At 43.1% G+C, this 15,841-nt stretch carries 14 protein-coding genes; all 14 read left to right on the top strand.

Annotated elements, in window-relative coordinates; translation table 11 throughout:
* The first annotated feature begins 1 nt into the window (after position 1).
* The 14 genes from H171_RS16870 to H171_RS16805 all read left to right on the top strand — a co-directional run bounded on the left by H171_RS16870 (position 2) and on the right by H171_RS16805 (position 15,792).
* Positions 2-1,096: a hypothetical protein gene (locus tag H171_RS16870; protein WP_157803175.1), complete on the top strand. Its 1,095-nt coding sequence runs from the start codon at positions 2-4 to the stop codon at positions 1,094-1,096.
* A 293-nt stretch (positions 1,097-1,389) separates the two neighbouring features.
* Positions 1,390-2,364 (top strand): Gfo/Idh/MocA family protein, encoded by a 975-nt coding sequence (locus H171_RS16865; protein WP_100306176.1) that lies wholly within the window; start codon positions 1,390-1,392, stop codon positions 2,362-2,364.
* Positions 2,365-2,511: 147 nt separating this feature from the next.
* Complete coding sequence (locus H171_RS16860) at positions 2,512-3,831, top strand: replication-associated recombination protein A (RefSeq protein WP_100306175.1); 1,320 nt, start codon at positions 2,512-2,514, stop codon at positions 3,829-3,831.
* A 164-nt stretch (positions 3,832-3,995) separates the two neighbouring features.
* The gene (gene rho, locus H171_RS16855; protein WP_100306174.1) at positions 3,996-5,612 is read left to right on the top strand and encodes a transcription termination factor Rho; all 1,617 of its coding nucleotides are present in this window, start codon (positions 3,996-3,998) and stop codon (positions 5,610-5,612) included.
* Between the two features lie 135 nt (positions 5,613-5,747).
* Complete coding sequence (gene rpmE / locus H171_RS16850) at positions 5,748-5,957, top strand: 50S ribosomal protein L31 (RefSeq protein WP_013271164.1); 210 nt, start codon at positions 5,748-5,750, stop codon at positions 5,955-5,957.
* A 254-nt stretch (positions 5,958-6,211) separates the two neighbouring features.
* A complete protein-coding gene (locus H171_RS16845) occupies positions 6,212-7,156 on the top strand; it encodes a DUF1385 domain-containing protein (RefSeq protein ID WP_100306173.1) in 945 nt (314 codons plus the stop codon).
* Positions 7,153-8,028 carry a peptide chain release factor N(5)-glutamine methyltransferase gene (prmC, locus tag H171_RS16840; protein WP_100306172.1) on the top strand — a complete coding sequence of 292 codons (876 nt, stop codon included), beginning with the start codon at positions 7,153-7,155 and terminating at the stop codon, positions 8,026-8,028. The genes H171_RS16845 and prmC overlap by 4 nt, the downstream gene beginning before the upstream one ends.
* 86 nt (positions 8,029-8,114) lie before the next feature.
* Positions 8,115-9,191, top strand: coding sequence for a peptide chain release factor 1 (gene prfA / locus H171_RS16835; RefSeq protein WP_100306171.1), 1,077 nt, complete (start codon positions 8,115-8,117; stop codon positions 9,189-9,191).
* Positions 9,192-9,435: 244 nt separating this feature from the next.
* Positions 9,436-11,343, top strand: coding sequence for a BglG family transcription antiterminator (locus tag H171_RS16830; protein ID WP_100306170.1), 1,908 nt, complete (start codon positions 9,436-9,438; stop codon positions 11,341-11,343).
* 301 nt (positions 11,344-11,644) lie between these two features.
* A complete protein-coding gene (locus H171_RS16825; protein ID WP_100306169.1) occupies positions 11,645-11,947 on the top strand; it encodes a PTS lactose/cellobiose transporter subunit IIA in 303 nt (100 codons plus the stop codon).
* 25 nt (positions 11,948-11,972) lie between these two features.
* Positions 11,973-12,275 (top strand): PTS sugar transporter subunit IIB, encoded by a 303-nt coding sequence (locus H171_RS16820; RefSeq protein ID WP_038278151.1) that lies wholly within the window; start codon positions 11,973-11,975, stop codon positions 12,273-12,275.
* A gap of 30 nt (positions 12,276-12,305) precedes the next feature.
* Positions 12,306-13,580: a PTS sugar transporter subunit IIC gene (locus H171_RS16815; RefSeq protein ID WP_100306168.1), complete on the top strand. Its 1,275-nt coding sequence runs from the start codon at positions 12,306-12,308 to the stop codon at positions 13,578-13,580.
* 17 nt (positions 13,581-13,597) lie between these two features.
* Positions 13,598-14,917, top strand: coding sequence for a 6-phospho-beta-glucosidase (locus tag H171_RS16810; RefSeq protein ID WP_100306167.1), 1,320 nt, complete (start codon positions 13,598-13,600; stop codon positions 14,915-14,917).
* Between the two features lie 41 nt (positions 14,918-14,958).
* Positions 14,959-15,792, top strand: coding sequence for a chitosanase (locus H171_RS16805; RefSeq protein WP_278282723.1), 834 nt, complete (start codon positions 14,959-14,961; stop codon positions 15,790-15,792).
* Positions 15,793-15,841 lie beyond the last annotated feature (49 nt).

Genomic DNA, 15,841 nt, shown 5'->3' with positions numbered 1-15,841 from the left:
GATGAAGAAAGGTTTTGCTGCTATATTCCTTGTCGTACCCCTTGTTTTGGGGTGCGCTGGAATAGCACGTGCGGAGGAAATGTTCATTGAAATAAAAAAGGAGTATAGGACCTCTATAAAAGAGGAAGATGGAAGGTTACAGTTTAAAGAAATTTATGAAAAGGACGGTATTATCTATCGGTTAAAATCCGTTCATACAGATAATGTAGAGGAAATCTATCCAGGAGATATTATTACATATGATTCCGATCCCTTTGTTGGAAATCCTGAAAAATATGCACCCCAAGCAGTAGAACAAGAAGGAAAAAGGTATTCTTTAAAAACCAGTGAACTTTCAAAGGCAGTCACGGAAGAGACTACGAAATATTCAGAAGCCTCCGTATTGTATGAAGGAGTAGAATATATAGATTCTCTACCGGAAGATGCCCGGGTCAAGGTTATCAATGAGGATTTAAAGCAGGAATTAAATGTAACACTTCCTGCGGTAGGTTTTAAAGAAGAAAGTGCCTACTGGGATTATAATTTTACATTCCCTATAACCGTGAGCGGATATGATGCGGACTCTTATATGCTGGGTCAGACTGAAATTTCTAACCGTTCTCCTTTAATAGATCACGCAGAATTATTTTTAAGTTATCTTAATTTACCATCACAATATTATAAGATAACAAGCGTAAAATGGGACGGAGATCCTGTGTCAAAGGATGGAGAAATGATCCGAAACGCAACTGCTCATGGACGTAAATTTGTAAAAGATATCAGGGGAATCTATGGAGGGGCTGTTACCTTCCCTTCCATAGAAGCCAATGTTTATCATGGTACTTACATTGATGCAGAAGCTGAGAATCAGACAGGGCAGATCATCTATAAGAAAGAAGTAACAGCGATTTATGAGAGGGATGGGCGAAAGGGGTTTTGGAATTTCCTAAAATGGCTTCTGACAAATTCCGTTACTTTATCAATCCTTTCAATTCTACTGATCATCCTTTTATTACTTGTCATAGTTAAAAAAATGCGGAAAAAACATAGTTCGGAAAAGAAACTTGCAGAAAAAAAGATGAAAGAACTGACGTCCAGTTTACGAGATGACAGTTAAGAAACATAAACAGCCTTTTAACTGCTCAATCAAATACGAAGAGTAGTGGAAGGATTACAGAATAACTGTAAAAGCTCAAGGTTCAGCCCTATTTGCCAGGCAGGCTTTATGTCAAAACAAATAGGGCTATTTTGTATGCAAAATGCAATATTGCGTTTCAAACTTTAAGACTCTGGCTGCAATACTTGACAAAGGAACAGGTACTGCCCATAATACATTATATAGAAGAAGTTTTGAAGAAGCGGAATTATACGGGCACATGAGGAAATAAGGAGCATTAAGGAGGTTTGAGTATGAAAGAGTATCGTTGGGCAACATTAGGCTGTGGAGTAATAGCTAAACAGCTGGCAGAAAATTTAAAGAAACAGGGAAGAACTTTATATGGGGTCGGTAACAGAACCTATGAAAATGCAGTTAAATTTGCAGAAACATACGGAGTGGAGAAGGTTTACCATAATGTCTATGACATGTTTCATGATGATGATGTGGATATTATTTATATTTCAACACCCCATAATACCCATATTACTTATTTAAAAGAGGCATTAAAGAATGGTAAGCATGTACTGTGTGAGAAATCGATTACATTGAATTCCCAGGAGCTTTCTGAGGCAGTCAGCCTTGCGGAGAAAAATGACCTGGTACTTGCTGAAGCAATGACAATTTATCATATGCCCCTTTATAAAAAATTGCAGGAAATTGTGATAAACGGTCAACTGGGCCCTCTGCGCCTTATTCAGATGAACTTTGGAAGCTATAAGGATTATAATATGGAAAACAGGTTTTTTAGTCCAGGTCTTGCCGGCGGAGCACTGCTTGATATCGGGGTATACGCCCTTTCCTTTGCAAGATGGTTTATGGCAGACGCGCCGGACCAGATCCTGTCACAGGTAAAGCTTGCCCCCAGCGGTGTTGATGAACAGGCAGGAATCCTGCTAATGAACAATCAGCAGGAGATGGCCACCATTTCTCTGTCTCTTCATGCAAAGCAACCCAAGCGTGGAACAGTGGCCTTTGACAAGGGCTATATAGAAATATATGAATATCCAAGGGCTGACAAGGCGGTGATCACTTATACGGAAGATAACCGCCGGGAAGTGATGGAAGCAGGAAACACCGACGATGCTCTGTTGTATGAAATTCTGGATATGGAGAAAGCTGTTGGCGGAGAATCTGACGAAATGCGCCTGGAATATACGGTAGATGTCATGAACATAATGACAAAAATACGAAATGACTGGAATATGAAGTATCCGGAGGAATTATAACCAATTCTCTTAAGAGGGTGCGGGAAAGCGGGATATCATTGACACTTTATCAAAGCAGGGATATACTCTTGTTACAGCCGGAAGGCTTCTTTTGGATTATCGCAAGAGGTTTTTCCTCAAGGGATTATAGAAAACGGGAGAATAATAATGGATTTGTTTGATTATATGAGGGAAAATACCATGAAAAAAGAGTCCCCCCTTGCATCAAGGCTTCGACCGTCGACACTTGACGAGGTGGTGGGGCAGCAGCATATCATTGGCAGGGATAAACTGCTTTACCGGGCCATTAAGGCGGACAAGCTGGGATCTGTGATATTCTACGGTCCTCCGGGAACCGGTAAAACCACTCTGGCAAGGGTGATCGCCAACACTACCAGCGGAGAGTTCAGACAGATCAACGCCACGGTAGCGGGAAAAAAGGACATGGAAGAGATCGTAAAGGAAGCCAAGGATTCCTTAGGAATGTATGGCAAAAAGACAATCTTGTTCGTGGATGAGATCCATCGTTTCAACAAAGGGCAGCAGGATTATCTGCTTCCATTTGTGGAGGATGGAACGCTGACTCTCATAGGAGCCACTACAGAAAACCCCTATTTTGAAGTAAATGGCGCTCTTCTTTCAAGATCCAGGGTATTTGAGTTAAAGTCTTTGGAAAAGGAGGATATCAGGAAACTGGTCCACCGGGCGGTATATGACAAGGATAAGGGAATGGGTTCCTATAACGCCGTGATTGACGAAGATGCGGAAGAATTTCTTGCGGATGTTTCCAATGGAGATGCAAGAGCCGCTTTAAATGCGGTGGAACTGGGAGTCATGACCACGGACCGGGATCCGTCAGACGGAAAAATCCATATCAGTATTCAGGTTGCAGAGGAGTGCATCCAAAAGCGGGTGGTGCGCTATGACAAAACTGGAGACAATCATTACGATACCATATCGGCCTTCATAAAGAGCATGCGGGGTTCGGACCCCGACGCGGCCGTGTACTATCTTGCAAGAATGCTTTATGCGGGAGAAGATATAAAATTCATTGCCAGAAGAATTATGATCTGTGCTGCGGAGGATGTAGGAAATGCAGATCCCCAGGCTCTCATTCTGGCAGTTGCAGCAGCCCAGGCAGCAGAAAGGATCGGGCTTCCGGAAGCCCAGATCATTCTGGCCGAAGCGGTCACCTATGTGGCTTCGGCACCTAAGAGCAATGCGGCCTGCATGGCGGTGTTTGAGGCTTTGGATACAGTACAAAACCAGAAAACCATGCCTGTGCCGGTTCATCTGCAGGATTCTCATTATAAGGGAGCAGCGAAGCTGGGCCATGGGCAGGGCTATCTCTATGCCCATGATTATCCGGGCAACTATGTGAAACAGCAGTATCTTCCGGACGGAATGGAGGACATATCGTTCTATCATCCTACGGAAAATGGATATGAACGTAAAATCAAAGAGCACTTAAAGGAACTGAAAAAATAACTTTTCTTTTTTAAAATTAAGGTATATAATAGGCGTATCGTACGACCTGGTTTATCATGATTTGGGCCGGAATAACATTTCCGGCCATCTGTTGCGATATTCTATCGTGAAGCATTCCCAAGATTACGAAACAACTGTTATAAGGAATCATGAAGGAGAATAATATGCGTGAAAAATTACAAACATTGCCGTTAGCGGAATTAAAGGAGCTTGCCAAAGCCCAGGGTATCAAGGGATGCAGTTCCATGCGAAAAGCTGAAATTATAGATTTACTATGCGAAAAGGGAGAGGAGGCTCCTGCTTTTCCTGCATCGCCGGGGAATGTTTCAGCAGAAAAGGCGGAGGGAGTAAAAAAAGAGGTTTTTAAGACTGTTACGGCACAACCAGCCCCTCAGACCCAGCCTCATACGGATTCTGTAAGCCAGCAGGGACAGATGAACGGGGATCAGCAAATGCAGTCAGCGGCCGGCAGCCAAAGAAAGACGGTTGTCCGTTCCTATCGTCCGGAAGGGCAGCAAAGGCCTGCAAGCTATCGGCCGGCACAGGGAAACAGCACAGAGCCATCCGCCAGGAATGAGGCAAGGCCCGAAACTGTTCCGGAAGAACCAAGAGGAGATTTTCAGCCAAGCCCTGAACTGCAGGAACTGGACAGCGGTATTGAGGCTCATGGAATTCTGGAGGTCATGCCCGATGGCTTTGGTTTCATCCGCTGTGAAAACTACCTCCCAGGCGAAAATGACGTCTACGTGGCGCCTTCACAGATCCGCCGGTTTAACATGAAAACAGGTGACATCATTCATGGAAGCCGCAGAGTAAAAACGGCGGCAGAAAAGTTTGCTGCCCTTCTATATGTAAAGAAAATCAATGGCTATCCCACCAGTGCTGCGGAACGCCGTCCGAATTTTGAAAATATGACTCCCATATTTCCGGATAAAAGGCTTCATATGGAGACCCAGGGAGGAAAAAATACCACTGCCATGCGTGTCCTGGATCTTTTAGCTCCTATTGGAAAGGGGCAGAGGGGTATGATCGTTTCCCCGCCAAAGGCAGGAAAAACGACCCTGCTTAAAGATGTGGCAAAGGCAATAACCGTAAATCACCCGGAGATCCATCTCATGATTCTATTGATTGATGAGCGTCCTGAGGAGGTTACGGATATTAAGGAATCCATTTACGGAAATAACGTGGAAGTGCTCTACTCCACCTTTGACGAGCTTCCGGACCGCCATAAGAGAGTATCGGAAATGGTGATCGAAAGGGCCAAGCGCCTAGTTGAGCATGGCCGGGATGTGGTGATCCTGTTAGACAGCATTACCCGTCTTGCAAGAGCTTATAACCTGACGGTAGCTCCAAGCGGCCGTACCTTGTCCGGTGGTCTGGATCCGGCAGCCCTTCATATGCCAAAGCGTTTCTTTGGTGCAGCCAGAAACATGAGGGAGGGAGGCAGCCTCACCGTTCTTGCCACCGCTCTTGTGGATACGGGCAGCCGTATGGATGACGTTATTTATGAGGAATTTAAGGGAACCGGCAACATGGAACTGGTTCTCGACCGGAAGCTGTCTGAGAAGAGGATCTTCCCCGCCATTGACATTCTTAAGTCCGGCACCAGAAGGGATGACCTGCTGCTTACAAGGGAAGAAGCAGAAACGGTTGATATCGTGAGAAAGGCTACTAATACCCTGAAACCGGAAGATGCAGTGGAGAAAATACTGGACTTATTCTCGAGGACAAGAAACAACAGGGAATTCGTGGAAACCTCCAAAAAAATGCGCTTTTTCTAGAGAATACGGGTTTTTTATAGAAATAAAAGCTTGCATTAAAAAAATTTCTATGTTATACTATGTAAGCTGTTTATTAGACAAAGTCGGTTTACGGACTGCGATTTAATAGAAATCAAAGTATGTGAGGTGAAAATCATGAAAGAGGGAATCCATCCAAATTACTACCAGGCAAAAGTTGTTTGCAACTGTGGTAATGAATTTGTAACTGGTTCTACAAAGGAAGATATCCACGTAGAGGTTTGTTCTAAATGCCATTCATTCTACACCGGTCAGCAGAAGGCTGCTTCCGCTCGTGGACGTATTGATAAATTCAATCGTAAATATGGCGTTAAGGCTGAAGCATAATTTACTTATGAAGGCAAAGGTTGTGGAGCCTGGATTTAGTAAATTAGCCGTTCGAGGAGCCTCGGGTGAATCGGACTTCCTTCATGAATTCAGGAAATCAGCCGTTCTATGTGCTCATTGGGCGTATGGAACTTCCTTATTATATCAGGGGCAAAGAAGAGGTTGAGTTTGGTGGAAACACTTTAGCTCAGCCTTTTTTGGGATTTTAACTAGTGAAAAGCTTCCATTTTTTAAACAGAAAGGTGGTTTGGCGTATGAAGTATTCAGGAATCGGCGGGCAGGCCGTGATTGAAGGCGTTATGATGAAAAACGGGGATGAGTATGCCACAGCAGTCCGAAAGCCGGACGGAACCATTGAAGTGAAAAAGGATACTTATGTAAGCATGGGAGAAAAGGTGAAGCTTTTTTCTCTGCCATTTATCAGAGGAATATTCAGTTTTGTGGATTCCATGGTGTTAGGTATGAGGGCTTTGACCTTTTCAGCCAGTTTTTTTGAGGATGATGAGGAGGATATGGAGCCTTCCAAATTTGAAAAGCTTTTGGAACGGTTGTTTGGGGAGAAGATGGAAAAGGCGTTGATGAGTATCGTGATGGCATTTTCCGTGGTAATGGCCATCCTGATTTTCATGGTTTTGCCGATGTTTCTTGCTAATATATTCCATAATTTTATAAAGTCCCAGACGGTAATGGCGATTCTGGAAGGTGTGATCCGTATCGCGATCTTTATCGCTTACATCGGTCTGGTTTCACGCATGGAGGATATCCGAAGGACTTTTATGTATCATGGAGCGGAGCACAAATGCATCAACTGCCTGGAGCATGGGCTTGATCTTACTGTGGAAAATGTCAGAAACAGCTCCAAGGAACATAAGCGCTGCGGAACCAGCTTTCTCCTGATCGTCATGATCATCAGCATCCTGTTTTTCATGGTGGTGAGAGTGGATACATTGCCCCTTCGGATCCTTAGCCGGATCATACTGATCCCGGTCATAGCCGGAGTATCCTATGAATTTTTACGTCTGGCAGGACGCAGCAATTCAAAACTGGTGGATTTATTAAGCCGCCCAGGCATGTGGATGCAGGGACTGACCACCAAGGAACCGGACGATGATATGATCCAGGTGGGTATTGCTTCTGTGGAGGCTGTGTTTGACTGGAGGGGATTTCTTAATAAGAATTTCCCGGAGAAGAGCGCATGAATCTGACATTGCAGCATTTAATAGAAGAAGGAACAGAAAAGCTGTCAAGGGCAGGAGTGGAAGAGGCGTCTCTTGATTCCAGATACCTGCTTTTTGAGGCATTCCGCACGGATATGGTCCATTTTCTTATAGACAGGAACAGAGCGCTTCCAGAAGAGGACTTCTCTCAAGAGGCCGTTTCCAAATACCGGTCCATGATAGAGAAACGTTCCAGGAGGATTCCCCTTCAACAGATTACAGGAAGCCGGGAGTTCATGGGCCTTGAGTTCTTTGTAAATGAGCATGTGCTGATTCCAAGGCAGGATACGGAAACTCTGGTGGAGCTGGTCTTAAAGGATTATAAAGGAAAGCAGCCGGAAGTACTGGATCTGTGTACGGGAAGCGGCTGCATTGCCGTCAGCCTTGCAAAGCTTGGTGGATTTGAACGCGTAACTGCCGTGGACATCTCCAGGGAAGCCCTTAAGGTGGCGGAAAGGAATGTGGGGAAGTTTTTAGGAGAGGAAAAGGTCACTTTGATAGAAAGCGATTTATTTACCTCGTTAGAGGAAGAGAAAAAGTATGATGTGATCGTGTCAAATCCTCCCTATATTCCAACGAAAGTTATAAAAAAACTGCAGCCGGAAGTCCGGGATCATGAGCCGGTGCTGGCCCTTGACGGGAAAGAAGACGGTTTGTATTTTTACAGAAAGCTCGCTTTGGAAAGCCGTCTTCATTTAACCCTGGGAGGAGCGGTTTATTTTGAGATCGGCTATGACCAGGGAGAGGCTGTCAGCGGTTTATTAAAGGATGCCGGCTTTGGAGAGATCCAGGTGGTTAAAGATGCGGCAGGACTGGACCGCGTGGTTTGTTCACGAATGTCCGTGAGCCCTTAAACCGCAGGTTTTAGGGCGGCACTGCGGACTATGATTATAGTATAAGGTAAACGACAGTCCTTTCCATGAAATTCAGGAGGTTATCAATGTTTGATAGATTAGATGATATTTTAATTCATTATGAAGAATTGATGCAGGAGCTTAACAATCCTTCCGTAGCAGAGGATCAGAACCGGTTTCGGAAGCTGATGAAGGAGCAGGCGGATCTGGCGGACTTAGTAGAAACTTATACCCAGTATAAAAAGGCAAAGCAGACCGTGGAAGACAGCCTGGCACTACTGGAGGAAGAGAGCGACGAGGAGATGCGGGAGATGGCGAAGGAGGAATTATCCGATGCCAAGAAGCAGATCGAGGTGCTTGAACAGGAGCTTAAGATTTTGCTTTTACCTAAGGACCCTAATGACGATAAGAATATTATTCTGGAGATCCGTGCCGGAGCAGGGGGTGACGAGGCGGCCCTGTTTGCTTCCGAACTGTACCGTATGTATGTAAATTATGCGGAGGGATATCACTGGAAGGTAGAGCTGATCAGCGTCAATGAAAACGGGATCGGCGGTTTTAAAGAAGTAGTAGCCATGATTACAGGCAAGGGCGCTTATTCCAAGATGAAATATGAAAGCGGCGTCCACCGGGTACAGCGGGTTCCGGAGACAGAGAGCGGTGGCAGAATCCACACCTCTACGGCTACTGTGGCAGTTATGCCCGAAGCAGAAGAGTTTGACGTAGTGATCGAGGATAAAGATGTGAGAATCGATGTTATGCGTGCTTCCGGAAACGGCGGACAGTGCGTAAATACGACCGACTCTGCCGTTCGCCTTACCCATATGCCTACGGGAATCGTGATTTACAGCCAGACGGAAAAGTCACAGCTTCAGAATAAGGAAAAGGCCTTCCGGTTATTGCGTTCCAAGCTTTATGATATTGAGATTGAAAAACGGCAGAATTCGGAGGCTGAGGAAAGAAGAAGCCAGATCGGTACCGGAGACCGTTCTGAAAAGATCCGTACCTATAATTTTCCCCAGGGCCGTGTAACGGATCACAGGATCAAGCTGACTCTTTATAAGATTGACTCCATTATGAATGGGGACATTCATGAGCTTTTGGATTCTCTTATTGCTGCGGATCAGGCTGCGCGCTTAAGCAAGTTAAATGAAGAGGTGTAAAATTACCGGATTTGTGTGTTTTCTGGTCTTGTGAAGATTAAAAAGATATGGACATATGTCGTCACCCCGTTCCGCAATGGAATGGGGTTTTTATATTATCTGTCTGTAAGAAGAGATTACCACATTTAAATTGGAAAAAAGAATCATTTAGTTCCCATAAAAATTATGGTATTATGTAAATATGCATAAAAAATATAGCTAAAAGTATTTCGCATTTGGCATGAATAAATAGGAGTGAATAGATATGGATAGGCGGAAGAGACAGATCCTGGATATTTTGTCAGACGGCGAATACTATACGGCAGAAGATCTTGCAGGGCAGATTTGTATCGGGACTAAGACCATTCGCAATCTGCTGAAAGAAATGAATCAGGAAATAGAGCCCTATGAGGCCACGATTCTTTCAAAATATGGTGTAGGATATTATCTGAATGTTTCGGACAAAGAAAAGTTCGGTTCTTTTATTCAGGACGCCTATCATTCCGATCAATATCTGCCTGATACGTCGGAAGAACGGATACAATACCTTCTGGAATATTTGTTTAACAGCCCTTCCTATGTAAAACTGGATGAATTGAGTGACAGTCTGTATATCTCAAAGCGGACATTGACTGCGGATCTAAAGGAAGTAGAACAATACCTAAATAAATTTAATATAAAAATCATCCGAAAACCTAATTACGGAATTAAGCTGGAAGGAGGAGAGTTCGAGGCAAGATTATGCATCGCGTCTTTTTCTGGAAAACGGCTTCATAAGGGAAATCAGAGTATGGATGAGATTGCGGCATGCGTATCAGATGTTCTTAAAAAGAATGATTTCCTGATTCCCGGAGCTGCCTATCAGAATCTTGTTGTTCACCTCTACATCGCGATCAGCCGGATCATGGAATGCCATTATGTGCCCATGCCGGAGGAGCCTTTGAAGAATTTGAACGGCCGGTATGAGTATCAGATCGCAAAAGAAATTGCGGAACAAATAGAATCCACATTCCACATCACATTCCCTGAGACAGAGATCGTTTACATCGCCATACACTTAGCAGGGAAGAAGATGATATACCATGCCGATGGAGCGGATCAGAATATCATCATCACCCAGGAAATCAGTGATCTGGTGACGGTCATGCTGGAACGGGTGTATGATCTGTTCAAATTTGATTTCCGCAATGATCTGGAGCTGCGCATGCTATTGTGCCAGCATCTGGTGCCTTTAAGTATCAGGATCAAATATGATATGGACTTAAAGAATCCCCTTCTTCGGGATGTAAAGGAAAGGTTCTGCCTTTCCTATACCATGGCCTGCAATGCGGTCACAGTCATAAACGAACATTTTAATATCCTTTTGTCGGAAGATGAAATTGCATACTTTGCCTTTGCTTTCGCATTTGCCCTTGAGCGGAAAAAGACGGAAATAGAGAAAAAGAATATACTTCTGGTATGCTCTTCCGGCCGGGGAAGCGCAAAGCTTCTTCAGTATAAATACCAGAATTCGTTTAAAGAATATATAAACGAAATCACTGCCTGCGATGTGGGAAGTATTTATAAGGTGGATTTTTCAAAATATGACTACATCTTTACCACCGTACCCATCACGGTTCCCGTACCTCTGCCGATCCTGGAGGTCCAGTATTTTTTAGATGACAAAGACATTGTCAATGTAAAAAAGGTTCTTACTTCCGATAAGGCATCTTCCGTGCAGAATTACTATGAACGGGAGATGTTTCTGCCTCATTTAAAGCTGCAGACAAAGGAAGAGGTCCTTCGCTGTATGTGCCAGTTTGTGATGGAAAAGAAGAAACTTCCGAAAGAATTTTATGAATCCGTGCTCAAGAGGGAGAGGTTAGCTAAGACAGCTTTTGGCAACATGGTGGCAATGCCCCACGTTTACAAGGCGATCAGTGAAGAGACATTTGTATGTGTTGGTATTCTTGATGAAGCGGTGGACTGGGAAGGGCAGAAGGTGCGCGCCGTTTTCCTGGTGTCCATAGCCAATAAGGATCATACCAGTGAAGAACTGCAGCGCTTCTATCAGATGACGGCGGCCTTTCTATTAAGCCAGAAACAAATCCAGGAGCTGATCAAAAAGCAGGATTATGAAGCATTTATAGAAGCCATGAGCAGCATAGAAGCCCAGATTCCAAAGGAAGTATAAGGGAAAGGCGTGAAGATTAAAAGTGAGACGTGTACAAAATGATGATCATTTTGCGCACGTCTTTTTCTCTGTGGGAGATCAGCTTTGCAGAGGCGTATATTCCGCCGGATTAGAGAGGAAAAAGGTACCATTACGAAAATGGAAAAAGGCATCATGGAGTTCTAAAAAAAAGTATGATAGTATGTGAATGTGCATTAGATAAATGTATTATTTTCCATTGAGGTAGGGAAGTGATAAGGGGAAATACTTCATTACATTTGTGAGACTTATAAATACAGGTTAAGAGAGAGGCAGTGTGAGAATGGATATTGAAATGATTGTTATGAAGCTTGTAGTCTGCGGTGGGAACGCCAGAAGCACTGCGATTGAAGCACTGCGTTCGGCAAAAAACGGTGATTTTACACATGCGGACCAGTTGATGGAAGATGCAGAAAAGACGATTCAGGAAGCACATGAAGTTCAGACAGAAATGATCCAGAATGAGTTAAACGGCAAAAAGGCAGAAGTCGGGCTTTTAATGGTTCATGCCCAGGATCATTTGATGAATGCCATGACGGTCATGGACCTGTGCAAAGAAATGATTGATATTTTAAGAATAAAATAATTCAATTATAGAAAGGAAGGTAGTTATGAGAAACATTGTTTTGTTTTGTGCGGCAGGAATGTCCACCAGCCTCTTGGTTCATAAGATGAAAGAGGCAGCTGAAAAAGAAAATTACGAGTGTAAGATCAATGCCTATGCACTTGCAAGCACCAAGGACAAGGGAAAGGATGCAGATATCATCCTGCTGGGGCCTCAGGTTCGTTTCAGCAAAGCGAAAGTAGAAAAGGACTGCCCAGGTAAGATCATTGAATGCATTGATATGCAGGTATATGGCACTATGAACGGTGCAAAGGTCATAGCTCAAGTTAAAAAAGCTTTGGGCGATTGAATTTGAGCACAAATTAAGGGGGAAATAAAGATGGATAGATTGATGAACTGGTTGCAAGACACAATTATACCGCCATTGTCAAGATTGGGGAATCAAAGACATTTGGTAGCGGTACGTAATGGTTTAACCTTAACATTACCGGCAATCATAAGTGGAAGTATTTTTCTTATCATAGGAAATATTCCAATTGAAAGCTGGACCAATTTTTTAGCACCTTATGAAGACATGATTAATGCTGCGGTCGGTGTTTCATTTGGTATTATTTCACTTTTAGCAGCGATTGGAATCGGTTATGAGCTAAGTAAAAGTTATGACCTTGATGCTATTTCCGGTGCGGGCTTGTCGGTAATGGCTTTTATTACCACTCAGCTTTCAGACGGCTTTGTCATTGATCCTGCAGGCTTTGATTCTACGGGACTATTTACAGCAATTATTGCGGGTATTGTTACGACTGAAATTTATCATTTCTGTATTAAAAAGAATTGGGTATTTAAGCTGCCTGACGGTGTGCCGCCGGCAGTAAGTAATTCCTTTGTTTCTTTGATTCCTGCAATGCTGATTTTAGTGCTGTTCTGGACCATTCGTGTTCCGCTGCATTTTAATATCACTGAATTTATTCAAAGCATCTTTTCGCCGTTACTCCATGCGTTAAATAGTCTACCTGGTATTTTGCTCTACACATTTTTAGTAAGTTTATTGTGGTGTGCAGGAATCCATGGAGACATGACATTAGAAGGTGTTGCAGATCCGATATTTTTAGCCTTTGTTGCAGCAAATGCTTCTGCATATGCAAAAGGAGAAGCACTTCCTTATATCACTGCTTCTGGTTTCTCCAGCCTGTTTGTTAATGTAGGCGGAACTGGAGCCACATTAACCTTAGTTCTACTAATGATTTTCTCAAAATCAAAAACTTATAAGGAATTGGGAAAGGTGGCTCTGCCAGGTTCGGTTTTCGAAATAAATGAGCCTATAATTTTCGGGTTCCCAATTATCATGAATCCACTGATGATGATTCCTTTCATCTTGATACCGTTAGTATTGGCTGCCAGCAGTTATTTTCTTATGTCCATTGGATTGGTTGGCAGACCGATAATGATGGTCCCCTGGACAATGCCACCAATTATTGGACCTTTAATGGCTACTGGCTGGGATATAAGAGCCGCAATCTGGTCTGCACTTGAAATAGTCATTGCGATTGTTATATATATGCCATTTTTCAAGATCGCTGAAAAACAAATGTTGGAGAATGAAAATCACACACTTGAAACAACGGATTTTGAAGTTGATGGAGTTGCAGAAAATTGATCATGGAGGAATTTACTATGTCAAAAAAAATTAAAGTTGTAACAATTGGCGGAGGCTCCAGCTATACACCAGAATTGGTTGAGGGATTTATTAAAAGATATGATGAATTTCCAATCAGTGAATTGTGGCTGGTGGATATCGAAGAAGGCAGGCATAAGCTAGAGATTGTAGGAGAGATGGCTAAGCGGATGGTAGAAGCGGCAGGAATTGACTGCAAGGTTTACTTAACTCTGGACCGGCGGGAAGCTCTAAAAGATGCAGATTTCGTTACCACACAGCTGCGGGTTGGGTTATTAGATGCACGAATTCTGGATGAACGTATCCCCTTAAGCCATGGATTAATCGGTCAGGAAACCAATGGGGCCGGGGGCATCTTTAAGGCATTACGGACCATTCCTGTAATATTAAATATTGTAGAGGAAATGAAAGAGCTTTGTCCTGAAGCCTGGTTAATTAACTTTACAAATCCCTCCGGTATGGTCACGGAAGCTGTCTTAAGATACGGCAATTGGAACAAGGTCGTTGGTTTATGCAATATTCCAATCAATGCGGTTTATGAAGAGGCTGCAATACTTGACGAAATGCCATCTGACTTATTCTTCCAGTTTGCAGGCATTAATCATCTGCACTGGCACACGGTGGTTGATAAAAATGGAATTGACAGAACGGATGAACTGATTAAAAAGATGTATGGAAGTGGAGAAACAAATTCAATTGTTGCAAATATAAAGGATAATCGTTTGATTTTTGAGCAAGTTGAAAATCTTCATATGGTTCCATGCCCATATCATAATTATTACTACTATACTGATAAAATGTTGTCCGAGGAATTAGAAGACTTTAAAAACAATGGGACCCGTGCAGAAAAAGTTAAAAAAATAGAATCGGAATTATATGAATTATATAAGGATCCCAATTTGAATTATAAACCGAAACAGTTAGAAGAACGCGGCGGAGCCAGATATAGTGATGCGGCTTGCGAAACGATTACCTCGATCTACAATGATAAAAGAACAACCATGACCGTTAGTACCCGGAATAACGGTACCATAAAAGACCTGCCTGACGATTGTGCGGTTGAAGTTACCTGTACTTTAACAGGAAAAGGCCCGGTTCCTTATAATTTCGGAAGCTTTAAACCTCAGGAAAGAGGATTGCTGCAATTGATGAAAGCTATGGAGGAATTGACCATTGAAGCTGCTGTTACAGGGGATAGAGGAACCTTATTACAGGCCTTTATGATGAATCCTTTGATTACCAGCGGGGATGTAGCGAAACAGGTAATGGAGGAATTATTGGAAGCCCATAAAAAGCATCTTCCTAATTTCTTTCGCTAGGCCGTCAGTAAACCTTTGTTTATTGAAAGGAGATCATTTTTTTGAATAAAAAAGCTAACAAAATCATGGTTATTGTATCTCTCATAGGGTTATTGATTTTGACAGGATGTGCTTCGAACCAAACCGGCGGTCAATTAAAGAAAGACGAAGGCAGCAGTTCTTTGAAAGACTCAGAAAAGAAGGAGATAGCGATGGAGTTGGTTTCCAGTGCAGAAAATTCTTCGTTGGATTGGAAGGCTCAATACAGCTATATTGAAGATATTGAAGACGGAAGAGGTTACACAGCCGGAATCATCGGGTTTTGTTCTGGAACGGGAGATATGCTGCAATTAGTAAAAGGCTATACAGAAACAAAATCAGAGAATCTGCTGGCTAAATACATAGGAGCTCTTGAAAAAGTGAATGGTTCGGATTCTCATGAAGGATTAGGGGAAGCTTTTGAAGATGACTGGAAGGCTGCCAGCGAAGATGCAGAATTTCAGGAAGCGCAGAACAAAATCAGAGATGATATGTATTTTAATCCGGCAGTTGATCAGGCAGTAAAAGATGGATTATCCATTTTGGGTCAGTTCATTTACTATGATGCAATCGTAATGCATGGCCCTGGTGATGGATCCGTTCCATATGAAGAAAGTTTTCCTGGCATAAGAGAGGCTGCAATAAATAAAGCGAAATCTCCGGCAGATGGAGGAAATGAAGCGGATTATCTAACGGCTTTTCTTGATGAGAGAGATAAGGTAATGAAACTTGAAAGTGCACATGAAGACTTAAGCCGAACAATTGCCCAAAGGAAATTCTTAAAGGAAGAGAATTATTCTTTACAAAAGCCTCTTGTGTGGGAAATGTATGGAGATCCCTTTAAGATTGAGCAATGATATAGCGATTAGGGTGAAAAGACAGCAATTCCAGGATGCCCCCCGGAAT

This window comes from [Clostridium] celerecrescens 18A (assembly GCF_002797975.1).
GTDB lineage: Bacteria > Bacillota > Clostridia > Lachnospirales > Lachnospiraceae > Lacrimispora > Lacrimispora celerecrescens.
This window is presented reverse-complemented; position numbering and strand designations above follow the sequence as displayed.